A 24,958-nucleotide genomic window follows, 5' to 3' on the forward strand; every position below is an offset into this window, starting at 1 on the left:
CCCTTCTCTGCGGGGGAGGTACGGGGTGTGCGGGGGCGGCGCGCGTCAGCCGGGAACCTTGGTGACGGCCGGCGCGCGCTGCGCCTCCGGCGCCGCCGGGGTGGGGGTGTCCCGGCGGAGCGACCGGGTGAGGCCGCCGATGACGGAGAACCGCCCCTGGCGCTTGTTGTAGACGTCGAGCGCGACGGCCAGCAGCAGCACCAGGCCCTTGATGATCTGGACCCGGTCGGTGCCGACGCCCAGCAGTTGCAGGCCGTTGTTGAGCACGGCCATGACCAGGCCGCCGACGATCGAGCCGCTGATGGTCCCGATGCCGCCGGAGACGGCCGCGCCGCCGATGAAGACCGCGGCGATGGCGTCCAGCTCCCAGCCGTTGCCGTCCTGCGGGCCGGAGGCCGCCGAACGGGCCACGAAGATCATGCCGGCCAGCGCCGCCAGGACGGACATGTTCGTCATGACGAGGAAGTTGACCCGCCTGAGCTTGACGCCGGAGAGCTCGGCGGCCCGGGAGTTGCCGCCCACGGCGTAGATGTGCCGGCCGCCGGCGGTGTTGCGGGTGTAGAAGGAGTAGGCGAGGACCAGCGCCACGAGGATGATGCCGGAGACCGGGAAGCTCGTGCCGACGCGCCCGCTGGCGAAGCGCAGCGAGGCGAAGACGATCGCCCCGACCATCACGGCGAGGCGGAGGATCGAGATCCACGTCGGCGTCGGGTCGGCGGCCATCTCCCGGCGCGTCCTGCGCGCCCGCACCTCCCGCCAGGCGACGGCGGCGCACGCGGCCAGGCCCAGCAGCAGCGTCAGGTTGTTGTAGCCGGTGTTCGGCCCGACCTCGGGCAGGAACCCGGCGCCGATCACCCGGAAGCCCTCGGGCACCGGGATGGTGTCGGCGTTGCCGATGAACTGGTTGCCGCCCCGGAAGAGCAGCATGCCCGCCAGGGTGACGATGAACGCCGGCACGCCGACGTAGGCGACCCAGAAGCCCTGCCAGGCGCCGATGGCCGCGCCGATCAGCAGGCCGAAGGCGACGGCGGCGGGCCAGGGCAGCGACCAGTCCGACATCGACTTGGCGACCAGGATGCCGGCGAACGCGGCGACCGAGCCGACCGACAGGTCGATGTGCCCGGCGACGATCACCATGAGCATGCCGATGGCGAGGATGAGGATGTAGGAGTTCTGCTGGAACAGGGCGATCAGGTTGTCCGACCGCAGGGTCAGGCCGTCGGTGAGGATCTGGAACAGGACGACGATCGCGACCAGCGTGAAGATCATCCCGAACTGGCGGGCGTTGGAGGTGGTGCCTCCGAAGAGGTTCTTCCGGAGATCCTTGGCTCGGCTCATCGTGGCTGCGTCCTCTTCGTCGAGGTCATCCGCTTCATGAGGGTCTCCGGGTCCGCGTGCTCGCGGGCGATCTCGCCCGTGATGGCGCCCTCGCACACGGTGTAGATGCGGTCGCAGAGCCCGATCAGCTCGGGCAGCTCCGAGGAGATGACGACGACGCCCCTGCCCTGGTCGGCGAGGCGCTGGATGACGCCGTAGATCTCGTACTTCGCGCCCACGTCGATGCCGCGCGTCGGCTCGTCGAGGATCAGCAGGTCCGGGTCGGTGAACATCCACTTCGCCAGGACGACCTTCTGCTGGTTGCCGCCGGAGAGCCTGGAGACGCCCTCGTCGACCGTCGGCGCCTTGATCCGCAGCTCCCGGCGGTACGACTCGGCCGCCCGGTGCTCCGCCACCGCGTCGAGCACGCCGCGCCGGGTGACCTTGGCGAGCTTGGCGGCGACCGTGGAGGCCTTGATGTCGTCGAGCAGGTTCAGGCCGATCGCCTTGCGGTCCTCGCTGACGTACGCGAGCCGGTGGGCGATCGCGTCCGCCACCGACCTCAGCACGATCTGCCTGCCGTCCTTGACGATCGTGCCCGACTCGTACACCCCGTAGGAGCGGCCGAAGACGCTCATGGCGAGTTCGGTGCGGCCCGCGCCCATCAGCCCGGCGAAGCCGACGATCTCGCCGCGCCGTACGACGAAGCTCTCGTTCCTACAGACCCTGCGCTCGGCGGAGATGGGGTGCCGGACGGTCCAGTCGCGGACCTCGAAGAAGACCTCGCCGATGCGCGGGGTGCGGTCGGGGAAGCGGCTGCCCAGCTCGCGGCCGACCATGCCCCGCACGATCCGGTCCTCGTCGACGCCGTCGGCCCGCACGTCGAGCGTCTCGACGGTGCGGCCGTCGCGCAGGATGGTGATCCGGTCGGCGATCGCCTCGATCTCGTTGAGCTTGTGCGAGATCATGATGGAGGTGACGCCGCGCGAGCGGAAGCCGCGCAGCAGGTCCAGCAGGTGCCGGGAGTCGGCCTCGTTCAGCGCGGCGGTGGGCTCGTCGAGGATGAGCAGCCGCACGTCCTTGGCGAACGCCTTGGCGATCTCCACGAGCTGCTGCTTGCCGACCCCGATGTCCTTGACCAGGGTGTCCGGGTCCTCGTGGAGGCCGACGCGGGCCATCAGCTCCACGGCCCTGCGGTTGGCGAGCCGCCAGTCGATCGCGCCGCGCCGGCGGGGCTCGTTGCCGAGGAAGATGTTCTCGGTGATCGACATGTCCGGGACGAGCGCGAGCTCCTGGTGGATGATCACGATGCCCGCGCCCTCGCTGGCGCGGATGTCGGCGAAGCGGGTCTCCGCGCCCCGGTAGACGATCCGGCCGTCGTAGCTGCCGTGCGGGTGGACCCCGCTGAGCACCTTCATCAGCGTGGACTTGCCGGCGCCGTTCTCACCGCAGATCGCGTGGATCTCGCCGGCCCGCACCACCAGGTTGACGTCGGCCAGGGCCTTGACGCCGGGGAACTCCTTGGTGATGGAGCGCATCTCCAGCAGGACGGGCGCGTCGCTCATCGTTCGCACCAGCTCGCCAACGCCATCTACGCCTCCGAAGTGGACGTGATTCTCGCTCGGATTTGTTGGTGGGGGCAACGTATTCCGCCGAACGGCCGACCGCAAGCGCTCCGGCACAAGTGAGGGGTCGACGATCGGTGACCCGGCCGTGACCACCCGTGCGAGCTGGGCGTTCCGCCGGATCGACGGCGCTCGCCGGTGATCTTCATGTCGGTACGGGCTGCTACGGTCGCGCCGCCGCTGCACCAGTCGAGTCGGAGGTAGGCGTGATCAGCACCCATCTGTCGTCGTTCGCCGGGCTGCCCGTGCTGCCCTTCACCCCGGGGATGACCCTGCCCGACGACCCGTCGGCGGTCGCCTGGCGGCTGGAGGTGGAGGAGTTCGACGCCGCCCCCCAGGATTTCGTCGACCTGCTCGCGGCCTTCCGCGACGAGGTGCCCGCCGACGCCGTCCGGGCCCTGGTGGTCGGCGAGTGGGGCTCGGCGTACGAGTACGCGCTGCCGCTCGGCCCGCTGGTCGAGGCGGCGCAGGCATGGACGTCACTGCGGGCGGTCTTCCTCGCCGACCTGACCAGCGAGCAGTGCGAGATCTCCTGGCTCACCCACGGCGACCTCACCCCGCTGCTGGCGGCGTACCCCTCGCTGGAGGTGCTGTGGGTGCGCGGCGCCAACGAGCTGCGCCTCGACCCGGTGCGCCACGCCGGGCTGCGGGAGCTGGGCTTCCAGACCGGCGGGCTGCCCGGCGAGGTGACCGCCGCGGTGGGCGCGTGCGACCTGCCCGCGCTGGAGCGCCTGGAGCTGTGGCTCGGCCGGCCCGACTACGGCGGCGACACCACCGTGGCCGACCTGGCCGAGGTGCTCGCCGGCACCCGGCTGCCGGCGCTGCGCCACCTCGCCGTGAGCAACGCCCAGTACGCCGACCGGATCGTCGGTGCCGTCGCCGCCGCTCCGGTCGTCGGCCGGCTGGAGGTGCTCGACCTGTCCAAGGGGGTGCTCACCGACGCCGGGGCCGACGCGCTGCTCGCCGGGCAGCCGTTGACCCACCTGCGCCGCCTCGACCTGCACCACCACTTCCTCTCCGAGGCCGCCCGCGAGCGGATCGTCGCCGCCCTGCCGGGGGTCGAGGTCGACCTCTCCGAGCCGCAGTCCGCCCACGTGTACGACGGCCGCGAGTACCGCTTCACCGCGGTCGGGGAGTGACGCGGCCGTGACCGTCCGATCGCACGTCGACACCTTCGCCGACCGCACCGTCGTCCAGGTCCCGGAGGACGGCCCGCTGCCCGCCGTCGACGGGCCCGTCGCCTGGCGGATCGACGCCCACGACTGGAACGACAGCACCGGGGACGCCGTCCTCTCCCCCGGGTTCCAGGCGGCGTTCGCGCGGTTCCTCGACCGGGCCGACGAGGCCGGCGAGGCCGTCGAGGCCCTGGTCGTCGGCTCCTGGGGGTACGCGGCGTTCAACTACGCCCCGATCGCCCAGCTCTGCGACGCAGCCGAGCGGCTGCCCCACCTGGAGGCGCTCTTCCTCGGCGACATCGTCAGCGAGGAGTGCGAGATCTCCTGGATGAAGGTGGGCGACGTCAGCCCGCTGCTGACGGCGTACCCGGCGCTGGAGGTGCTGCGGGTGCGCGGCGGGGAGGACTTCGGCTTCTCCCCCGTCCGCCACGAGGGGCTGCGCCGGCTGGAGGTGCAGAGCGGCGGCCTGGCCCCCGACTTCGTCCGGGCGGTGCTCGACTCCGAGCTGCCCGCCCTGGAGGAGCTGGAGCTGTGGCTCGGCACCCCCGAGTACGGCGGCGACACCACCGTGGACGACCTGACCCCGCTGCTGGCCGGCGACCTCTTCCCCGAGCTGCGGCGGCTGGCGCTGCGCAACGCCGAGATCGCCGACGACCTCGCCGAGGCCCTGGCGTCCGCGCCGGTGGTGCGGCGGCTGGCGGCGCTCGACCTGTCGCTGGGCACCCTCGGGGACCGGGGCGCGCTCGCGCTGGCCGGCGGGCAACCGCTGACCCACCTGGGCAAGCTGGACCTGCACCACCACTACGTCTCCGAGGAGACCGTCACGGCGGTGAAGGCGGCCCTGCCCGGCGTGTGGGTGGACCTCTCCGACCCGCAGGAGGAGGACGAGGACGACGGCGAGGCGTACCGGTACACGGCGGTGTCGGAGTGACCGGCGGCGGGGCGCGCGGTGCCCGGTGACCTGCGGCTGACCGTCGTCGGCAACCCCGACAACCGCCGCGTCGGGCTGTTCACCGCCGCCGCGCTCGCCGCCGGCCTGCCCCGGCCGGCGGTGCTGCCCTGGGTCGACGTGCTGACCGGGGCGGCCCCACCGCCGGCCGGCGCGCTGGTGCGCGTCGACTCCCCCGGCGAGGACCCGGAGGTGGACCGGCTGCTGCGGCGGACGGCCACCCCGGCCCGGCACGGCGAGCTGGTCGGCCTCGCCGACGCGTACGCCGGGCTGGTCGACGGCCTGGGCCGGGTCGCGGCCGGGGGCGCGGAGCTGCTCAACGACCCCGCCGACGTGGCGGCGCTCTGCGACAAGCGGCGCTGCCACGCGCTGCTGCACGCCGCCGGGGTGCCGGTGCCGGCGGCCCTGCCCCCAGTCGCCGGGTACGCCGAGCTGCGGGCGGCGATGGCGGCGGCCGGCTGGGCGCGGGTCTTCGTCAAGCCCGCGCACGGCTCGTCGGCGGCCGGGGTGATCGCCCTCGCGGTCGGCCCCGGCCGGGTGCGGGCGGTCACCCCGATCGAGGTGGCGGGCGACGGGCTGTTCAACTCGCTGCGGGTGCGCCACTACGACGACGAGGCGACCGTCGCCGCGCTCGTGGACCGGCTCGCCCCGCAGGGGCTGCACGTCGAGCGGTGGCTGCCCAAGGCGGGGCTCGGCGAGCGGGTGGTCGACCTGCGGGTGGTGGTGGTCGCCGGTCGGCCCACCCACGCGGTCGTGCGCGCCTCCCGGGGGCCGATGACGAACCTGCACCTGGGCAACGCGCGCGGTGACCTGGCGCAGGTGCGGGCGGCGGCCGGGCCGGCGGCGTGGGCGGCGGCGATGGAGACCTGCGCGCGGGCCGCAGCCTGCTTCCCGCGCACCCTGCACGTCGGCGTCGACCTGATGTTCCTGCTCGGCTGGCGGCGGCACGCCGTGGCGGAGGTCAACGCGTTCGGCGACCTGCTGCCCGGGGTGCTGGCCGACGGCCGGGACACCTACGCCGAGCAGATCCACGCGCTGACCAGCGGCCGGTGGGCGCGGTGGCGGGCCACGGCGGAGGAGGCGGTCGCGTGCGGAGCCTGATCGGCAGCCACGACATCTGCCTGGTCACCCTCGACACGCTGCGCTTCGACGTGGCCGACGAGCTGGCCGCCGCCGGGCGCACTCCGCACCTGGCGCGGGCGCTGCCCGGCGGCCGGTGGGAGCGCCGGCACTCCCCCGCGAGCTTCACCTACGCCGCGCACCACGCGTTCTTCGCCGGCTTCCTGCCCACCCCGACGGAGCCGGGCCGGCACGAGCGGCTGTACGCGGCGGCGTTCCCCGGCAGCGAGACCTCGGGCGCCGACACCTGGGTGTTCGACGCGGCGGACCTGCCGACCGCCCTGGGCCGGGAGGGATACCACACGCTCTGCCTGGGCGGGGTGGGCTTCTTCAACCGGCGCAGCCCGCTCGGGGCGGTGCTGCCCGGCCTCTTCGCCGAGGCGCACTGGGAGCCGGAGTTCGGGGTCACCGCCCCGGCCTGCATGGACGCGCAGCTCGACCGGCTGGCCGAGGTGCTGCCCCGGGTCCCCGCCGCGCAACCGCTGTTCACGTTCCTCAACGTGGCGGCCCTGCACCAGCCCAACCGGCACTACGTCCCGGGCGCGGCGGCCGACGATCCGGCCAGCCACGCCGCCGCCCTGGAGTACGTGGACGGGCGCGTCGACCAGCTCTTCGCCCTGCTCACCGGGCGGGGCCGGCCGGTGTTCACGATCGTCTGCTCCGATCACGGCACGGCGTACGGGGAGGACGGCCACACCGGCCACCGGATCGGCCACGACGTCGTGTGGACGGTCCCGTACGCCCACTTCACCCTACGACCGGGAGAATGGTGACCAGCACCGACACGGGCCTCGACGGCTCGCCGTACCAGCAGTACCTGTACTCGTACCCGCACAAGACCTCGTACCGGGCGCTGCGGCCCCGGCCCGCGCTGGCCGACGTGTGGCGGGCGCAGGCGCGCGACGCGCTGTTCCTCTACGTCCACGTGCCGTTCTGCGAGATGCGCTGCGGCTTCTGCAACCTCTTCACCCGGGCCAACGCGCCCGCCGAGCAGGTGGGCGCCTACCTGCGGCAGGTGCGCCGGCAGGCCGAGCGGGTCGCCGACGCGCTCGGCGGCGACGCCGGGTACGCCCGCGTGGCGTTCGGCGGCGGCACCCCCACCTACCTGACCGCCGGGGAGCTGGCCGAGCTGTTCGACATCGCCACGTCCACGCTCGGCGCGCGCCTGCCCGGCGTACCGCTGTCGGTGGAGACCTCCCCGGCCACGGCGACGCCGGACCGGCTCGCGGTGCTCGCCGCGCACGGCGCCACGCGGGTGAGCATCGGGGTGCAGAGCTTCCTCGACGCGGAGGCCCGCGCCGCCGGCCGCCCGCAGCGCCGCACGGAGGTGGAGGCCGCCCTCGGCGCGATCCGCGACGCGGCGATCCCGGTGCTCAACGTCGACCTGATCTACGGCATCGACGGGCAGACCGCCGGCACCTGGCGGGAGAGCCTGGACGCGGCCCTGGCCTGGCGGCCGGAGGAGCTGTACCTGTACCCGCTCTACGTGCGGCCCCTGACCGGGCTGGGCCGCCGGGCGCCCAGCCGGGCCGAGTGGGACGCCGAGCGCCTGGCCCTCTACACGCAGGCGGTGGAGGTCCTCGGGGCCGCCGGGTACCGACAGGAGTCGATGCGGCAGTTCCGCCGCGCCGACGTGCCCGCGCCGGACGGGCCGGACTACTGCTGCCAGGACGACGGCATGGTGGGGCTGGGCTGCGGGGCCCGATCGTACACGACGGACCTGCACTACTCGTTCGACTACGCGGTGAGCGTCACGCAGGTGCGGGCCGTGCTCGACGACTACCTGGCCCGCCCGGCCGACGACTTCCGGTTCGCCGAGTTCGGCTACCGCCTCGACGACGACGAGCAGCGCCGTCGCTGGCTGCTGAAGTCGCTGCTGCGCGCCGAGGGCGTGGACCCGGCCGCCTACGCCGCCCGGTTCGGCCGCCCGCCGCGCGAGGACTTCCCGCAGCTCGGGCTGCTGGTCGAGCGGGGCTGGGCCACCGACGGCGGGCTGCGGCTCACCCCCGCCGGGCTGGCCCGCTCCGACGCGGTCGGCCCGTGGCTGACCTCCGCCGAGGTCCGCCGCGCGATGACCGGGTACGTGCCCCGGTGAGCGGGGCCGACCGGTGCGGGCGGGCCGAGCTGGCGATCCTGTACCGGGGGCCGCTGGCGAGCTGCAACTACGACTGCCCGTACTGCCCGTTCGCCAAGCGGCGCGACCCGCCGGAGCTGCTCGCCGCCGACCGGGCCGCCCTGCAACGGTTCGCCGGCTGGGTGGCCGCGACGACGGATGTGCGGCTGTCGGTGCTGTTCACCCCGTGGGGCGAGGGGCTGACCCGCCGCTGGTACCGGGAGGCGATGGTGTCGCTGTCGCGCCTGCCGCACGTCGACCGGGTGGTGATCCAGACCAACCTGGCCGCCCGGGTGGAGTGGCTGGCCGACGCCGACCCGGCGCGGGCGGCGCTGTGGACGACGTACCACCCGGGGCAGGTCACCCGGGAGCGGTTCCTGGCCCGCTGCGCGCGCCTGACGGAGCTGGGCGTGCGCTTCTCCGTCGGCGTGGTCGGCCTGCCGGAGCACCTGGCCGAGGCGCGGGCGCTGCGCGCCGCCCTGCCGCCGCAGGTCTACCTGTGGGTCAACGCCGCCGAGGGCCGCCGTTACGACGCCGCCGAGGAGGCGACCTGGACGGCGCTGGACCCGCTGTTCGGCTACAGCGTGCGCCCCCACCTGTCGCTGGACCGACCGTGCCACGCCGGGGAGACGGCGATCTCCGTGCGCGGCGACGGCACCGTGCGCCGCTGCCACTTCGTCGACGAGCCCCTCGGCAACCTCTACGACGGGTCGTGGCGGGCCGCGTTGCGCCCCCGGGCCTGCGTCAACGCGGTGTGCGACTGCCACATCGGGTACGTCCACCTCAAGCCGCTGGGGCTGCGCGACGTGTTCGCCGGCGGGGTGCTGGAGCGCGTCCCGGCCGCCTGGCCGCGCGGCTGACCGCCGCCGGTCAGGCCCCCCGAACCGGCTCGTGGGCGCCGGTGTGCTCCACGATCACCTCGGCGAGCCGGGGGCCGACCGCCTCCGACAGGGCATGGCCCAGCCCGGGGACGGTGACCACCCGGGCGTTGCCCAGCAGCCCCGCGAGGTGCCGGGCGGCGGCGGTGCCGGCGACGGGGTCGCGCGGGGAGTCGACCACGAGGGCGGGCGTGGTGGTCGCCTTCAGCTCCGGGGCGCGGTCGAGGCCGTCCTGGCCGGCCCGCGCGTGGGCGCCGGTGTTGTCGTGCCGCCCCGCGTGCTCGACGATGCGCTCCTCCCGGCGGCGGAACTCCTCGGCGTCGAAGGGCAGCTCGCCGCCGTTGAGGATGCGCCAGTGCTCCACCCGCCAGGCGATCTCGGCGGCCCGGTCGCGGGGCTCCAGCATCGTCCCCCAGTACGCCAGCAGCTCGGGGGCGGGCCCCGCGTCGGCGGGGCCGCCGTCCATCGGCGGGGTGCCGATGAAGGTCGCCGTGGCCATCCGCTCCGGGTGCTCGAGCAGCAGCAGTTGCGTCAACATGCCGCCCATGGACATGCCGACGACGTGGGCGCGCGCGACCCCGAGCGCGTCGAGCAGCTTCACCGCGTCGGCGGCCAGCTCGGCGATCGGATAGGGGCGCTCGTCGAAGGCCCAGGTCGAGCGGCCCGTGTCGCGGTGGTCGTAACGGATCACGCGGTACCGGCGGGCCAGGGCGTCCACCAGGGACTCCGGCCAGGTCAGGCCGGAGGCGTGCGCGCCCATGACGAGCAGCAGCGCCGGGGCGGCGGGGTCGCCGCGCTCCTCGGCCCACAGCCGGATCCCGGGCGCGACATCAACGAAATGTTCCATCCCGACAGGGTGTCCCATGATCGTTGTGCCGTCCACCCGATTGCGCCGAACGGTCGCGGCGGCCGGGCCGGGGCGCGGCCGGGGCCTCCCGGACCACGGCGACGCCCCCGGCGGGGACCTCCACGGCGGTGTCGACGGGCGCGCCGGTGAGCAGCTCCACCCCGGCGGCGGGCACCCGGTGCGCCCGGTCGGTGTGGTTGAGCAGGAACAGCCAGCTTCCCCCGGCGGAGCGGCGGCGGACCGCCTCCACCCCGGCGGGGGCACCCGGGCAGGTCGGCGTCGCGCCCGCGTCGAGGGCGGCGTCGGCGAGCAGCCGCCGGTAGGTGTCGTCGTCGGGGCGGGTGGAGACGTACCAGGCGGTGCCCGCGCCGTAGCGGTGGCGCGTCACGGCGGGCCGGCCGGCGAGCACGCCGCCCGCGTACCGCCGGATCGTCTCCGCGCCGGCCAGGTGGACGGTCTCGGCCCAGGTCCGCCCGGTCCCGCCCCCGCTCAGGGGGACCGCGTCGCCGTCGGCGTGCGGGTGGAACTCCTCCACCCGCACGCCGAGCACGTCGCGCAGCGCCCCGGGGTAGCCGCCGGTGCGCACCCGGGCGTGCTCGTCGGCGACGCCGCTGAGCCAGGTCGCCAGCAGGTGCCCGCCGCCTGCGACGTACGCGCGCACCCAGCCGGCGGTGGCGTCGGAGGCCAGGTAGAGGGCGGGGAGGACGAGCAGCCCGTACCCGTCGAGGGGGTCGCCGGGCAGCACCACGTCGCAGCCGAAGCCGGCCCGCCACAGCGCCCGGTGCGCCGCCGCGACCTCCCCGTGGTGGTCGAGCCGCGACGAGGGCAGGCCGGGGTGGCGCAGGGCCCAGCCGCTGGCGGCGTCCCAGCCGATCGCCACCGACGCCTCGACGGTCGCCCCGTCGACCTCGGCGATCCGCTCCAGGGCCGCGCCGAGGGCGACCGTCTCCCGGAACACCCGGCTGTCCGGGCCGGCGTGCGGCACGAGCGCGGAGTGGAAGCGTTCCGCCCCGCCGACGGGGGCCCGCCACTGGAAGTACATCGCGCCGCGCGAGCCCCGGGCGACGTGGGCGAGGCTGTGCCGGGCCATCCGGCCGGGTTCCTTGGTGTGCATCCGGCCGTCGGTGTAGATCAGGTTCGGGGCGGTCTCCATGAGCAGCCACCCCGCGCCGGGCGCCCCGGTGCCGCCCCGGCGGCGGGCGCCGTGCCGGGCCCAGCCCCGGGCCAGGTCGGCGGCGAGGGCGGTCTGCTCCTCGGCGCGGCCGTCGGCGGCGGACGGGTAGTGGTCGATCGCGACCAGGTCCACCTCGGCGGCCCAGCGGGCGTGGTCGACGGGCACCCAGTCGCCGAGGACGTAGTTGGTGGTGACGGGCACGGCCGGGTTGGCCGCCCGGAGCAGGTCGCGCTGCTCGACGTACGCGGCGAGAAGCGTGTCGGACCAGAACCGGCGGAAGTCGAGCAGGTGGCCGGGGTTTGCCAGGTACTGGGTGGCCCGGGGGGTGTCGACCTGCGCCCAGTCGGAGTAGTGCTGGCCCCAGAAGCTCGTGACCCAGGCGGCGTTGAGGGCGGCGAGGTCGCCGTGGCGGGCCGCCAGCCAGCGCCGGAACGCCCGCGCGGCGTGCTCGCAGTGGCAGACCGTGCCGTACTCGTTGTGCACGTGCCACAGCGCCACGGCCGGGTGGTGGGCGTAGCGGTCGGCGAGGACCCCGGCGATCCGGCGGGCGGCGGCCCGGTAGGCGGGCGCGGCGGCGCAGTAGGTGTCCCGGCTGCCGTGGCGCAGCCGGACCCCGTCGGCGGTCACCGGCAGCGCCCCGGGGTGGGCCAGCGAGAACCACGGCGGCGGCGAGGCGGTGGGGGTGGCCAGGGCCGCCGAGACGCCGTTGTCGGCCAGCAGGTCCAGCGCCCGGTCCAGCCAGCCCAGGTCGTACCGGCCGGGGACGGGTTCGAGGCGGGACCAGGCGAACACGCCGACGGTGACGAGGTCGACGCGGGCGCGGCGCATGAGGGCGACGTCCTCAGCCCACACCTCGACCGGCCACTGCTCGGGGTTCCAGTCGCCGCCGTAGCGGAGCCGGCCCTCGTCCCACACGCCGCATCAGCCCTTCACGGCGCCGGTGATGACGCCCTTGGTGAAGTGCCGCTGCACGAACGGGTAGACGAGCACCGCCGGGACGACGGTGACCACCACGACCGCCATCTTCACGGCCAGGGTCGGCGGATAGGCGGTGACGCCGGGCAGGCTGACCGCCGCGCCGGAGACGCTCGGCGACTGCCCGGCCAGGATGTAGCTCTGCAACACCCGCTGGATCGGGAACTTGTCGTTGTCGTCGAGGTAGAGCACCGAGTTGAAGTAGGCGTTCCAGTAGCCGACGGCGTAGAAGAGGCCGACCACGGCGACGACGGCCTTGGAGAGCGGCAGCACGATCCGGGTGAGGATGCGCAGCTCCCCCGCCCCGTCGATGCGGGCGCTGTCGAGCAGCTCGCCGGGCACGCCCATGAAGAACGCCCGGACCACCACGAGGTTGAACACGCTGATCGCGCTGGGCAGGATCAGCGACCAGAGGCTGTCCTTGAGCCCCAGCCCGGTCACCACCAGATAGCTGGGCACCAGGCCGGGGAAGACGAGGAACGTCAGCAGGAAGAAGAACAGCAGCCCCCGGTGCCCCACCGAGCCGGGCCGGGACAGCCCGTACGCGGCCAGGACGGTGAGCACCAGGCTCACCGTCGTGCCGACCACGGTGACCACGGTGCTGACCCAGACGGCCCGGGTGATCTGACCGCCGTTGAAGATCGTGACGTATGCGGACGGGTCGACCTCCCGGGGCACCAGCACCATGCCGCCGGCCGCGTCGATCGTCTCCCGCGAGGCGAGGCTGGTCACCAGCACCGCCCACAGGGGAACGAGCACCGCCGCGACGAGCAGGGTGAGCACGACGCCCTTGCCGAACACCCCGAGTGGCGTGGGCGGCTCCTCCCACGGGGGCCGCCGGTCGCGCCGCCGTCGGGGCGGTCGCCCGCCCGCCGTCGCCGGTACGGGGTCACTGAGCTGCGTGGTCATGACCTGGAATACACCCCCTGCTCGCCGAGGCGGTGGGCGAGCTTGTTGGCCGCGACGATGAGGATCAGGCCGACCACGGCCTTGAACAGCCCGGCCGCCGCGCCGAGCCCCCACTGCTGGGTGGCGATGGCCTGGTGGTAGACGAACGTGTCGAGCACCTCGGCGGCGTCCCGGCCGACGGCCTCCCGCTGGAGGATGAACTGCTCGAAGCCGACCGACAGCGCGTCGCCGAGCCGCATGATGAGCAGCAGCACGATGACGGGGCGCAGGCCGGGCAGGGTGATGTGCCACAGCCGCCGCCAGCGCCCCGCGCCGTCGGCCGCCGCCGCCTCGTACAGGTGGGGGTCGATCGCGGCGAGCGCGGCCAGGAAGACGATCGCGCCCCAGCCGACGTCCTTCCACACCGACTCGGCGGTGACCAGCACGATGAAGGTGTCGGGGTTGGTCATGACGTCCCACGGCCGCAGGCCGGCCTCGCGCATCCGCTGGGCCAGCAGGCCCGCCCCGCCGAGCATCTGCACGAAGAACGTGACCACCAGCACCCAACTGAAGAAGTGCGGCAGGTAGACGACGCTCTGCACGAAGCCGCGCACCCGTCCGGAGACCAGGCTGTGCAGCAGGATGGCCAGCAGGATCGGCAGCGGGAAGAAGAACACGATCTGGAACGCGGTGATGGTCAGGGTGTTGCGCACCGCGTCCCAGAACAGCGGGTCGGTGAAGAGGGCCTCGAAGTTGCCGAAGCCGATCCACTCGCTGTGCAGGAACGCCTCGACCGGGTCGTCGCCGACGAACGGGTTGTAGTCCTGGAAGGCGATGACGTTGCCGAGCGTGGGCAGGTAGTGGAAGACCAGCAGCAGCGCGGCGGCCGGCGCGGTCATCGCCAGCAGCGGCCAGTCCCGGCGCAGCCGGGCCCGCAGGCCGGCCCGGGGGCGGGCGCGGGGCTGACTGCGGGGGCGGGCGGCCTGCGGGCGGGCGCGCCGGGCGGTGCCCGGGGCGGCGCTCATCGGCCGTTGTCGGCGAGCGCCTTCTCGAAGAACGCGCGCCCCTCCTCGCCGCCGGAGGCGAGGAACTCCTTCGCCACGCCGTCCAGGTCGCCGATGGGGCGGCGACCGCGCAGGATGTCCCGGATCTTGTCCTCCGTCGGCTGGAGGAGCTTCGACCAGTTGGCGGGCAGCTCCAGCTTGATCCCGGCGAAGAGGTCCTTCTCCATCAGCCCGATGTTCTTCCGGTAGTAGTCCAGGTAGTCCCGGACGAAGTTCGGGGTGTCCCCGCTGCGCACCTTCACCGGCACCCGGCCGCCGATGTGCGTGTACTGCGCGCCCAGCTCCTTGCGGCCCAGGTCGGTCGGGAGCGGGCTGCCGTCGGCCGCCCGGGTGAAGTGCTTGCCCTCCACGCCGTATTCCCGCAGCTCGAACTCGCGGCTGCCGAACGGGGCGGCGCACCAGTTGAGCACGCGCAGCAGCTCGTCGACCCGGTCGGCGCCGAGGCCCTTCCTGAGGAAGGTGAAGAAGATCGGCTTCTCGCTACCCCAGATCACCGCCGGGCCGCCACTCGCGCCGAACACCGGCACGGGCTGCATGTCGAAGCTCGGCAGCACCTTGCTCTGCTCGCCCTGCACACCCTGCCAGGCGCCGAGGCCGTCCTGGAACATGATGATCTTGCCGGCCTTGAACAGTTGCTTCTCGTCCGCACCCTTGCTGGCCACCGTGTCGGGGTGGACGAGGCCGTCGGCGAAGAGCTTCGCGGTGAACTCCAGCGCGGCCCGGTAGGCGGGGTTCTCGAACTTGTGCTCCAGGCCGCCGCCGGGCTTCCTGCGCCAGGTCTGCTGGCAGCCGTAGAACTGCTGGACCATGTCGAAGACGCTGCCGAAGGCCCAGACCCCCTTGGCCGGGTCGGTGAGCTCGCGGCCCAGCTCGTGCAGCTCGGCGGGGGACGTTGGCGCGGCCAGGCCGGCCTTCACGACGAGGTCCCGCCGCTGGAACAGCGCCCAGGCGAACGGGCCGTCGGTGGGGAACGGCACGGCGGCGAGCCGCCCGCCCCAGACCGAGTACTCCCACGCGCCGGTGGGCAGGGCGGCGAGGTACGGGTACTTCGCGGCGGCGTCGCCCCTGAGATGGTCGGTGAGATCCTCGAACAGCGCCCTGACCGCGTCGGAGAAGCGGGCGACCTTGTCGACCTCCCAGTTCGGCACGCTGAGCAGGTCGGGCACGTCCCGGGCGCCGAGCATCGCGTTGAGCTTGTCCGCGTACGTCGTGCCGTCCTGGAGGCTGGGGCTCACGTCGACGCCCAGCTTGGCGTTGACCGCCGCGAGGTAGGAGTTGTTGCCCAGGGTCGGCGGGGTGGGCCCCCACCAGGGGCTCATGCTGCGGATCGTTCCGCCGCCCCGGCCGGGCTGCTCGGTGACCGCGTCGACGAGCTGCCGGGGGTAGCCGAGGTAGCCGTCGGGGATCGGCCCCTCGCCCGGGATGTCCGGCTTGAGCAGGTCGGCCGGCCTGTGGGCGGGCAGCACGGCGCGGATGGCGTCGGACCGGGTGGCGCTGCCGGAGCTGCCGGCCTCCTTGCTGCACCCGGTGAGGGCGGCGCCGCCCGCCGTCGCGGCGGCCCCGAGGCCGAGCAGGCGCAGCAGGGTCCGGCGGTCGGTGGATGCGCCTTGCGGGGGCGGTGTCACGACACGCTCCCTTCCTCGGTGGGCGGGCTTGCGGAGCACGGACGCCCGGCTAGGATTAGTTGGGTTCCTAGCCGAACAAACTAATCGACGGTGATCGTGGCCACAAGGGAGCGGGCGGAACTTGACCAGCAGGCAGATCGACCCGCGGCCGACGGACCTCGGCGACGTCCGGGTCGCCAACCGGGCCCTGGTGCTGCGGCACGTCCGGGTGCACGCGCCCTGCTCCCGGGCCGACATCGCGGCGCACACCGGGCTCAACAAGGCCACCGTCTCCAGCCTCGTGACCGAGCTGATCGACCGCCGGCTGCTGCGCGAGACCGGGCTAACGGAGAACCGGATCGGCCGCCCCGCCACCATGCTCGTGCTCGACGGCGAACCGTACGCGGGGCTGGGGCTGGAGATCGGCACCGACGAGCTGGTGGCGGTCGCGGTCGACCTGGGCGGCAACCGGCTGCTCACCTGGCGGCGCGCCTTCGCCGCCCCGGCGGCCTCCCCGGGCGAGACGGTCCGCGCGCTCGCCGCGCTGGCCCGCCGGGCGACCGGCCGGCTCACCGGCGAGGGGCGCGCCGTGCTCGGCCTCACCGTCGGCGTGCCGGGGCTGGTCGACCCGGCCGGCTGCGTCCCGCTCTCCCCCGCGCTCGGCTGGCGCGACGTCGCCCTCGCCGACCTGCTGCGCGCCGCGCTGCGCGAGCCGGACTTCGCCGTCAGTGTGGAGAACGAGGCGAACCTCGCCGCCCTGGCCGAGCAGCGGCACGGCGCGCACGCCGGGGCGGCCGACCTGGTCCACCTCACCGGCGGCGCGGGCATCGGCGCCGGGGTGATCGCGGGCGGCCGGCTGCTGCGCGGCGGGCGCGGCTTCGCCGGCGAGGTCGGGCACCTGCCGATCGACCCGGCCGGCCCGCGCTGCGCCTGCGGTCGGGCGGGCTGCCTGGAGGCGCTGGCCGGCCTGCCGGCGGTGGTGCGCCGGCTGCTGCCCGACACCGTCGCGGAGGGGCCGGTCACGGACTTCCTGCCGGAGATCGAGCGCATCCGGGTCCTGGCCGCCCGGGACGTCCCCGCCGTGCGGGGCGGGCTGGCCGAGATCGGCCGCCACCTCGGGCACGCCGCCGCCGTGCTGGCCAACCTCCTCGATCCCGAGGCGGTGCTGGTCGGTGGCCACTTCGCCGCGCTGGGGCCGTGGCTGCTGCCGGCGGCCCGCGCGGAACTCGCCGCCCGCACCGGCGCGCCCGAGGCCGGCGGGTGCCGGCTGGAGGCGTCCACGCTGGGCGGTGCCGCCTCGGCGCTCGGCGGGGCGACCGTCGCGCTGGCCACCGTCGAGAGTGGCCGGCTGCCCACCGGCTGAGGCCTGTCGGCGAGGTCGAGTCGACCGAGGGGCCGCGGGGTCGGGCCTTGACCGGCCGGCGCGGTGGTGCCAACCTCGACGGCAGCCGTCCCGCGCGGGCACGCGGGGCGGGCCTGCTCCTCGCCGGCTGTCGGAGCGCTTCGCGCGTCCGGGAACGACGGCCGGCGTCCCCCTCACCGCGATGCCGCTCGGCACGACGGTTGTCGAAGCGCTTCGACCTGCCGACCGGGCACCGGCTAGCCCACGGAAGGTATCCGACCCGCCATGACCGACAGCACCGGCCGCACGCCTGCCCCCTCGCCCGCCGCCCGCCTCGACGACCTGCTGGCGCGCCTCACCCTGCCGGAGAAGATCGGGTTGCTGCACCAGTGGCAGGCCCCGGTGCCCCGGCTCGGCCTGCCGCCGTTCCGCACCGGCACCGAGGCGCTGCACGGGGTGGCCTGGCTCGGGCCGGCGACGGTCTTCCCGCAGGCGGTCGGGCTGGCCAGCACGTGGCACCCGGACCTGGTCCGCGCGGTGGGTGCCGCCGTCGGCGACGAGGTGCGCGCGAAGCACCACGCCGACCCGCGACGCGTCGGGCTGAACGTCTGGGCGCCGGTGGTCAACCCGCTGCGCGACCCCCGCTGGGGGCGCAACGAGGAGGGCTGGTCGGAGGACCCGTGGCTCACCGGGCACCTCGCCACCGCGTACGCCCGGGGCCTGCGCGGCGACCACCCCGACCGGCTGCGTACCGCGCCGACACTCAAGCACTTCCTCGGCTACAACAACGAGACCGACCGCGCCACCACCTCCAGCGACCTGCCCCCACGGGTGCTGCACGAGTACGAGCTGCCGGCGTTCCGCGCCCCCCTCTCCGCCGGGGCCGCCGTCGCCGTGATGGCCTCCTACAACCTGGTCGACGGCGTCCCCGCCCACCTCAGCCCGCTGATCGGGGCCGAGCTGCGCGGCATGGCCCCCGAGGAGATCATGGTGGTCGGCGACGCCGGGGCGGTCGCCAACATCGCCGGCGTGCAGGGCCACGCGCCCGACCACGTCCACGGGTTCGCCGCCGCCCTGCGCGCCGGGATCGACAGCTTCACCGAGGACGACACCGACGCCGCCCCCACCGTCGACCGGCTCACCGAGGCCCTGGAGCGCGGCCTGATCACCCCCGCCCACGTCGACCGGGCGGTCCGGCGCGTCCTCGGCGTGCGGCTGCGCCTCGGCGACCTCGATCCGCCGCACGAGTCCCCCTGGGCCGACGTGTCCCCGGACGTCGTCGACTGCCCGGCGCACCGGGAGCTGGCCCGCGAGGCCGCCCGGCGCGCCGTGGTGCTGCTGCGCAACGACGGCCTGCTGCCGCTGCGCCCGCGCCCCGGGCTGCGGGTCGCCGTGCTCGGCCCGCTGGCCGACCAGGTGCACACCGACTGGTACAGCGGCACCCTGCCGTACGCCGTCAGCACCCTCGACGCCCTCGCCGGGCGGCTCGACACCGTCACACACCACAGCGGGGCGGACCGGATCGCGCTGCGCGCCGGCGACCGGTACGTCCGCTGCGCCGCCGACGCCGACGGCGGCCCCCTCACCCTCGACGCGCCCGAGGCCACCGAGGCGACCTGGTTCGACGTCGACGACTGGGGGCGGGACACCGTGGCGCTGCGCAGCGTCGCCAACGGCCGACACGTCGGCGCAGACGAGGCCGGGCAGGTCGCCAACGACCGCAGCGGTCCGGGCGGCTGGGTCGTCCGGGAGACCTTCCGCTTCCGGCCGGGCCCCGACGGCACGGTGCTGCTGCACCACCTCGCCGGGGACCGGTACGTCGCCGCCACCCCGGACGGTCGGCTGCGCGCCGACGCCGTTGGGCCGGAGGACGCCACCGCGTTCACCGTGGAGCTGGTGACCGACGGCGCGGCCGAGGCCGCCGCGCTGGCCGCCGACGCTGACGTGGCCGTGGTGGCGCTCGGCAACCACCCGATGGTCAACGGGCGGGAGACCGAGGACCGGGTGAACCTGGCGCTGCCGGCCGGGCAGGAGACGCTGCTGCGCGCCGTGCACGCCGCCAACCCCCGCACCGTGCTCGCGCTGACCAGCAGCTACCCGTACGCGATCGGGTGGGCCGAGGAGCACCTGCCGGCGGTGCTGTGGTCGGCGCACGGCGGCCAGGAGCACGGGTCGGCGCTGGCCGCCCTGCTGCTCGGCGACGCCGACCCGGCCGGCCGGCTCACCCAGACCTGGTACGCCGACGCCGCCGAGCTGCCCGACCTGCTCGACTACGACGTGATCGGCGCGGACGCCACCTACCTGTACTACCGGGGCGAGCCCCTGTACCCGTTCGGCCACGGGCTCAGCTACGCCCGCTTCGACTACGCTGACCTCCGGTTGAGCGCCGCGTCGGTGGCCGCCGACGGGGAGGTCGAGGTGGACGTCGAGGTCGCCAACGTCGGCGACCGGCCCGGGGAGGACGTCGTGCAGCTCTACACCCGGCAGCGCCGGTCCCGGGTCAAACAGCCCCTGCGCCGCCTGCGGGGCTTCGCCCGGGTCGCCCTCGCCCCTGGCGAGCGGCGGGTGGTGCGGCTACGGCTGCGCGCCGCCGACCTGGGCTGGTGGGACGAGTCCCGGGGCGCGCACGTGGTGGAGGACGCCAGGCACACGGTGCTGGTCGGCCGGTCCGCGACCGACATCCGGCTGGTCGGCACGCTGACCGTGCGGAGCGCGGCCGAGAGCGTGCCGGGCAGGGAGACCTCCGGTGCCGGCCGGTCCCGGTGACCGCCCGGCGACGCGGGCGCGGCCCGTGAAGTCGCCCGACCTGGTCACCATCGCCGACGTCGCCCGGCACGCCGGCGTGGCGGTGAGCACCGTGTCGTACGTGCTCAGCGGCAAGCGGGTCATCTCCGAGGTCACCCGCACCCGGGTGCTGGCCAACATCCGGGTGCTCGGCTACCACCCGAACGCCGGGGCGCGGGCGCTGGCCAGCCGGCGGGCCAACGTGATCGCGCTGGTGCTGCCGCTGCGCTCGGGGATGCAGGTGCCGGTGGTGATGCAGTTCGCCATGTCGGTGGTGACCACCGCCCGCACGGTCGAGCACGACGTCCTGCTGGTCACCTCCGACGAGGGGCCGGACGGGCTGCGCCGCGTCGCGGCCAGCGCCATGGTGGACGGTCTGCTGCTGATGGACGTGGAGCTGCACGACGAGCGGGTGCCGCTGCTGCGCGAGCTGGGCCGGCCCAGCGTGCTGATCGGCTTCCCCGCCGACGCCTCCGGGCTGACCTGCGTCGACCTCGACTTCCACCGCGCCGGTCAGCTCTGCGTCGAGCACCTGGCCGGGCTGGGGCACCGGCGGGTCGCCCTGCTCGGCGCGCCGGCCGCCGTCTACGACCGGGGCACCGGCTTCGCCCACCGCACCCGGGCCGGTGTCGTGGACGCCGCCGGGCGGCTCGGCGTCGACGCCGTGGTCCGGCCCTGCGAGGAGGGCACGGCGGCCGTACGCCGGGAGCTGGTCTCGCTGCTGGAGCGGTGGCCCGACCTGTCCGGGCTGATCGTGCAGAACGAGGCAGCCGTCGGCCCCGTGCTGGCGGTCCTGCCCACCCTGGGCCGGCGGGTGCCCGAGGACGTGTCGGTGGTCGGCGTCTGCCCCGACCAGTTCGCCGAGCAGGCCGGTCCCCGGCTGACGTCGGTGCCCGTGCCGGCGGAGGAGGTCGGCCGGCAGGCGGTGTCGCTGCTGATGCGCAGGGTGCAGGGCGAGCCGGTGCCGGCGGCCACGCTGCTCGACCCCACGCTGACCGTGCGCGACAGCACCGCACCCGCGCCCGCCCGCCGCTGACCAGCCACGGCTGACCGGCCGCCGCGCGGCGGGCTCAGGTCGTGGCGGGCTCAGGTCGTAGCGGGCTCAGGCCGCGGCGGCCCGGTCCAGGCCGGCGTAGCGGCCCGAGTGGTAGAGCAGCGGCGTGCCCACCTCGGCGTGGCGCAGCAGCTCCGGCTCGGCGAGGACGATCGCGTGGTCGCCGACGACCACCCGGTCCACCACCCGGCAGAGCAGCCAGGCCAGCGTGCCGTCGAGGATCGGCACCCCCTCCGGCCCGGCGCGCCACCGCGTCGGGTCGGCGAACCGGTCGACGCCGCTCGTGGCGAACGTGCGGGCCAGCGCCTGCTGCCCGTGGGCGAGCAGGTGCACGGCGACGTGCCGGGACCGCGCGACGGTGGGCCAGCTCGACGAGGCCAGGTTGAGGCAGAACGACACGATCGGCGGGTCCAGCGACACCGAGGTGAACGACGTCGCGGTGAAGCCGACCGGCGGCGACCCGGGCGCGGTCACCACCGTGACCGTGCTGGCCTGGTGACGCAGGATCGCACGCAGTGAGGCGCTGTCCGCGTCGACGGCCGGCTCCGGCTGCGGATCGGTGGGCGGCGGCATGTGCTCCTCCGGGTCGCTGCGGCGGGACCGGGCCGGCACGCACCACGCATCGCGCGGCGACGGCGTCCCGGACGACCCGACGCTAGCCGACGGCGACCCCCACCCGCAATCCCTACTCGAAGGATAGGAAATTCCGCACGGCGGACGGCTCAGTGGGGCGGGCGGCGACCGAGCCCGGCGACGGCGACGTCGGCCGTGCAGCTCAGCTCGCCGGGGGCGAGCTGCACCCGGGACGGACGCCACACCTCGACCCGCCCTCCGGCCACCCGGGCCAGCAGGCAGACGTACTGACTGGCGCGCAGCGCCACCCCCACGACCCCGCCTGCGGCGGCCACCTGCCGGGCGACCAGGGGCTCGAGGTCGAGGCCGTCGACCGCCGCGCGGACGGCCTGCTCGGTGGCCGCCGCGCCGGTGGGCAGGGCCCGGCGCAGGTCGTCCTCGACGGAGCCCGGCAGCTCCGGGTCGAGGGAGACGGTGAGCGGGGGCCCGGTCGGGCAGGACACCTCGTCCACCCGATCGTCCATGGCGTCCACCGCGACGATGATCTCGTAGCAGACCGGCAGGTCGAACGTCCTGGCCATCGCCCGGCCGGACGTGTCGACCGCCGGGGTGACCCCGTGCACGCGGACGACCAGCGACACCCCGCCATCGGTCCGGGTGTCGTCGGTCCGCAGGACCTCCGTGCCGGTCACCCGGGCGGCCTCCCGGGCGTACCGCCGCGCCGGAGACGGCTTGCGCCGTCCCCGCTTGACGGCCTGCTCGACGAGGGCGACCTTCCGGCCGGCGTCCTGCATCGCCAGCTCCCTGCTCCGGGCGGTGTCGACCTGCGGCTCCGGGCCGGAGCAGCCCGGCAGCAGGAGCAGCGCGACCGACGCCACCGCCAACCCACGTGAACGCCCCAGAAGCATGGGGGCATTATTCCGCCCCGTCCGGTCGCCCGGTGCCCCGCGCGGGGCGCGAACGGCGCGCGCCGGGCCGCCACGGCCGACGGGTCGACCGGGGGCCCGGCGCGCGGGGCGTCGCGGCGGCTACAGGGTACGGGCCAGCCGGTCGGCGAGGACGCGGGTGAAGCGGGACGGGTCGGCCAGCTCCCCGCCCTCGGCGAGCAGGGCCATCCCGTACAGCAGCTCGGCGGTGTCGGCGAGCCCGTCGGCGTTCGCGTCCTGCTCGTGGGCCTTGCGCAGCCCCTCCACCAGCGGGTGGCCCGGGTTCAGCTCCAGGATGCGCTTGACCTGCGGCACCTCGTGGCCCATCGCCCGGTACATCTTCTCCAGCGTGGGGGTGATGTCGTGGGCGTCGCCGACCACGCAGGCCGGCGAGGTGGTCAGCCGGGTGGAGAGGCGGACCTCCTTGACGCTGTCGGCCAGCTTCCCGGTCATCCAGGTCAGCAGCTCGGCGTACTCCTGGCGCTGCTGCTCGCGGGCGGCCTCGGCCTCCTTCTTCTCCTCCTCGGTGTCCAGGTCGACCTGGCCCTTGGCGATGGAGCGCAGCGGCTTGCCGTCGAACTGGCCGACCCGCTCGACCCACACCTCGTCCACCGGGTCGGTGAGGATCAGCACCTCGTAGCCCTTGGCGCGGAACGCCTCCATGTGCGGCGAGTTCTCGATCATCGACCGGGACTCCCCAGTCATGTAGTAGATGTCGGACTGGCCGTCCTTCATCCGCTCGACGTAGTCGCGCAGCCCGGTCAGCTCGGCCGGGTCGTGGGTCGAGGCGACGGAGACGACGTCGAGGATGGCCTCGGTGTTGTCCGGGTCGTCCAGCAGGCCCTCCTTGAGCGCCGCGCCGAACTCCGCCCAGAGGGTGCGGTACTTCTCGGCCTCGTTGGCCTTCATCTCCTTGACCGTGGTGAGGATCTTCTTCACCAGCCGGCGGCGCACCGCCGTGATCTGGCGGTCCTGCTGGAGGATCTCCCGGGAGATGTTCAGCGACAGGTCGTGCGCGTCGACGACGCCCTTGACGAAGCGCAGGTAGTTGGGCATCAGCGCGTCGCAGTCGTCCATGATGAACACGCGCTTGACGTAGAGCTGCACCCCGCGCCGGGCCTGCGGGGCGAACAGGTCGACCGGGGCGTGCGAGGGCAGGAACAGCAGGGCCTCGTACTCGAAGGTGCCCTCGCCCTTCATGTGGATGGTCTCGAGGGGGTCGGCCCAGTCGTGGCTGACGTGCTTGTAGAACTCCTTGTACTCGGCCTCGTCGACCTCGCTGCGCGGGCGGGCCCAGAGCGCCTTCATCGAGTTGAGGGTCTGCGCCTCGCGGGTGGTCTCGTCGCCCTCGCCCGTGCGCTCCACCGTCATCCGGATCGGCCAGGCGATGAAGTCGGAGTACCGCTTGACGATCTCGCGGATCTTCCACTCGGTCGTGTAGTCGTACAGGTTGTCGTCGCTGTCCTCGGGCTTGAGGTGCACGGTGACGGACGTGCCCTGCGGGGCGTCGTCGACGGTCTCCACGCTGTACGTGCCCTCGCCGGTGGACTCCCAGCGGGTGCCCTCGTCCTCCCCGGCGCGGCGGGTGAGGAGGGTGACCTGGTCGGCGACCATGAAGGTGGCGTAGAAGCCGACGCCGAACTGGCCGATCAGGTCGGCCGAGGCGGCCGAGTCCTTCGACTCGCGCAGCTTGGTCAGCAGCTCCGCGGTGCCGGACTTGGCGATCGTGCCGATCAGCCGGACCACGTCGTCGCGGGACATGCCGATGCCGTTGTCCCGGACGGTGAGGGTGCGCGCCTCGCGGTCCACCTCGATCTCGATGTGCAGGTCGGAGACGTCGGCCGCGAGATCCTTGTCGACCAGGGACTCCAGGCGGAGCTTGTCCAGCGCGTCGGAGGCGTTGGAGATCAGCTCGCGCAGGAAGACGTCCTTGTTCGAGTAGATCGAGTGGACCATCAGCTGGAGCAGTTGGCGCGCCTCCGCCTGGAACTCCAGCGTCTCGATCCGGTTGCTCACACCGACCCCCTTCTGTGCATGGGTGACCCTTCGCGCACAGGATACGAGCCGTCGCTGGCCGTCGCTCCACCCGCCCGGCCCGCCGGGGCGGACCTGCATCTCTTCGGGCCCTTTGGAGCTGATGGCACAGACGCGTCACCGGAGTCGGCCGCTCCAGGAGCCTGGGAAACGGACGAACGGACATGATCAGATCATCGCCAGGGTGGCAGTGAGCTGGACGAGGGTGGCCGGGGCGTGTGGGTCGCGGGCCACCTGGGCGAGCACCGACCGAGCGGCGGGGCGGTGGTGCACCTCGGCCGGAGCGGTGCGCTCGGCGTCGGCCAGGGCCAGCCGCCGTCGACCGGGTCGTCGACCTGGAGGTATGCGCGGGCGGCGTCGACCAGGCGCGCGGCCCGATGCTCGGCGGGCAGCATCACCGCCTTCGCCGCCCTCGACATGCCCGGGCCCAGCGCGCCTTGTCCTCGGACTGCCCCCTGCGGCTGGGACGCGGTCAAGAACTCCACAACTTCAGGGAAAGTGGGGTCTAGAGACGCGG

19 protein-coding genes are annotated in these 24,958 nt (G+C 74.4%); 9 read left to right on the forward strand and 10 right to left on the reverse strand.

Annotated features, from left to right (window positions below; all coding sequences use genetic code 11):
• Positions 1-45 precede the first annotated feature (45 nt).
• Both mmsB and mmsA read right to left on the reverse strand, forming a co-directional pair.
• Positions 46-1,338 (reverse strand): multiple monosaccharide ABC transporter permease, encoded by a 1,293-nt coding sequence (mmsB, locus tag LPU43_RS18500; protein WP_229401701.1) that lies wholly within the window; start codon positions 1,336-1,338, stop codon positions 46-48.
• Entirely contained in the window at positions 1,335-2,882 is a 1,548-nt protein-coding gene (mmsA, locus tag LPU43_RS18505; protein ID WP_229401702.1) for a multiple monosaccharide ABC transporter ATP-binding protein, read from the reverse strand. The genes mmsB and mmsA overlap by 4 nt, the downstream gene beginning before the upstream one ends.
• Before the next feature lie 266 nt (positions 2,883-3,148).
• On the opposite strand from mmsA, the gene LPU43_RS18510 reads away from it, so the two are divergent.
• Genes LPU43_RS18510 through LPU43_RS18535 form a run of 6 tightly spaced genes read left to right on the forward strand, consistent with a single transcriptional unit; the run spans position 3,149 to position 9,158 of the window.
• On the forward strand, positions 3,149-4,081 hold the full coding sequence (locus LPU43_RS18510) for an STM4015 family protein (RefSeq protein ID WP_229401703.1): 933 nt from the start codon (positions 3,149-3,151) through the stop codon (positions 4,079-4,081).
• A gap of 7 nt (positions 4,082-4,088) precedes the next feature.
• Positions 4,089-5,048 (forward strand): STM4015 family protein, encoded by a 960-nt coding sequence (locus tag LPU43_RS18515; RefSeq protein WP_229401704.1) that lies wholly within the window; start codon positions 4,089-4,091, stop codon positions 5,046-5,048.
• A gap of 18 nt (positions 5,049-5,066) precedes the next feature.
• Complete coding sequence (locus tag LPU43_RS18520; protein WP_229401705.1) at positions 5,067-6,167, forward strand: STM4014 family protein; 1,101 nt, start codon at positions 5,067-5,069, stop codon at positions 6,165-6,167.
• A complete protein-coding gene (locus LPU43_RS18525; protein ID WP_229401706.1) occupies positions 6,155-6,958 on the forward strand; it encodes an STM4013/SEN3800 family hydrolase in 804 nt (267 codons plus the stop codon). Before LPU43_RS18520 ends, LPU43_RS18525 begins: the two co-directional genes overlap by 13 nt.
• Entirely contained in the window at positions 6,952-8,280 is a 1,329-nt protein-coding gene (locus LPU43_RS18530) for an STM4012 family radical SAM protein (RefSeq protein WP_229401707.1), read from the forward strand. The genes LPU43_RS18525 and LPU43_RS18530 overlap by 7 nt, the downstream gene beginning before the upstream one ends.
• The gene (locus LPU43_RS18535; protein ID WP_229401708.1) at positions 8,277-9,158 is read left to right on the forward strand and encodes an STM4011 family radical SAM protein; all 882 of its coding nucleotides are present in this window, start codon (positions 8,277-8,279) and stop codon (positions 9,156-9,158) included. The genes LPU43_RS18530 and LPU43_RS18535 overlap by 4 nt, the downstream gene beginning before the upstream one ends.
• A gap of 10 nt (positions 9,159-9,168) precedes the next feature.
• On the opposite strand, the gene LPU43_RS18540 is transcribed toward LPU43_RS18535, so the two are convergent.
• From LPU43_RS18540 to LPU43_RS18560, 5 genes are read right to left on the reverse strand one after another with little or no spacing between them, the layout of a single operon-like run.
• Positions 9,169-10,023, reverse strand: coding sequence for an alpha/beta fold hydrolase (locus LPU43_RS18540; RefSeq protein ID WP_229401709.1), 855 nt, complete (start codon positions 10,021-10,023; stop codon positions 9,169-9,171).
• The gene (locus LPU43_RS18545; RefSeq protein WP_229401710.1) at positions 10,007-12,112 is read right to left on the reverse strand and encodes a beta-galactosidase; all 2,106 of its coding nucleotides are present in this window, start codon (positions 12,110-12,112) and stop codon (positions 10,007-10,009) included. Before LPU43_RS18545 ends, LPU43_RS18540 begins: the two co-directional genes overlap by 17 nt.
• Positions 12,113-12,118: 6 nt before the next feature.
• Positions 12,119-13,081, reverse strand: coding sequence for a carbohydrate ABC transporter permease (locus LPU43_RS18550; protein WP_229401711.1), 963 nt, complete (start codon positions 13,079-13,081; stop codon positions 12,119-12,121).
• A complete protein-coding gene (locus LPU43_RS18555) occupies positions 13,078-14,085 on the reverse strand; it encodes an ABC transporter permease (RefSeq protein WP_229401712.1) in 1,008 nt (335 codons plus the stop codon). Before LPU43_RS18555 ends, LPU43_RS18550 begins: the two co-directional genes overlap by 4 nt.
• A complete protein-coding gene (locus LPU43_RS18560; protein ID WP_229401713.1) occupies positions 14,082-15,749 on the reverse strand; it encodes an extracellular solute-binding protein in 1,668 nt (555 codons plus the stop codon). The genes LPU43_RS18555 and LPU43_RS18560 overlap by 4 nt, the downstream gene beginning before the upstream one ends.
• A 121-nt stretch (positions 15,750-15,870) precedes the next feature.
• On the opposite strand from LPU43_RS18560, the gene LPU43_RS18565 reads away from it, so the two are divergent.
• The 3 genes from LPU43_RS18565 (at position 15,871) to LPU43_RS18575 (ending at position 20,890) form a co-directional block, all read left to right on the forward strand.
• Positions 15,871-17,091: an ROK family transcriptional regulator gene (locus LPU43_RS18565; protein WP_229401714.1), complete on the forward strand. Its 1,221-nt coding sequence runs from the start codon at positions 15,871-15,873 to the stop codon at positions 17,089-17,091.
• Positions 17,092-17,355: 264 nt separating this feature from the next.
• Positions 17,356-19,836, forward strand: coding sequence for a glycoside hydrolase family 3 C-terminal domain-containing protein (locus tag LPU43_RS18570; RefSeq protein ID WP_229401715.1), 2,481 nt, complete (start codon positions 17,356-17,358; stop codon positions 19,834-19,836).
• 25 nt (positions 19,837-19,861) lie between these two features.
• Entirely contained in the window at positions 19,862-20,890 is a 1,029-nt protein-coding gene (locus LPU43_RS18575) for a LacI family DNA-binding transcriptional regulator (protein WP_229401716.1), read from the forward strand.
• Positions 20,891-20,956: 66 nt separating this feature from the next.
• On the opposite strand, the gene LPU43_RS18580 is transcribed toward LPU43_RS18575, so the two are convergent.
• The 3 genes from LPU43_RS18580 to htpG form a co-directional block, all read right to left on the reverse strand.
• Positions 20,957-21,481 carry a flavin reductase family protein gene (locus LPU43_RS18580; RefSeq protein WP_229401737.1) on the reverse strand — a complete coding sequence of 175 codons (525 nt, stop codon included), beginning with the start codon at positions 21,479-21,481 and terminating at the stop codon, positions 20,957-20,959.
• A gap of 149 nt (positions 21,482-21,630) precedes the next feature.
• Positions 21,631-22,389: a hypothetical protein gene (locus tag LPU43_RS18585; protein WP_229401717.1), complete on the reverse strand. Its 759-nt coding sequence runs from the start codon at positions 22,387-22,389 to the stop codon at positions 21,631-21,633.
• 120 nt (positions 22,390-22,509) lie between these two features.
• On the reverse strand, positions 22,510-24,423 hold the full coding sequence (gene htpG, locus LPU43_RS18590) for a molecular chaperone HtpG (RefSeq protein ID WP_255686303.1): 1,914 nt from the start codon (positions 24,421-24,423) through the stop codon (positions 22,510-22,512).
• Between the last annotated feature and the right edge of the window lie 535 nt (positions 24,424-24,958).

This window comes from Micromonospora okii, assembly GCF_020884795.1.
Taxonomy (GTDB): domain Bacteria; phylum Actinomycetota; class Actinomycetes; order Mycobacteriales; family Micromonosporaceae; genus Micromonospora; species Micromonospora okii.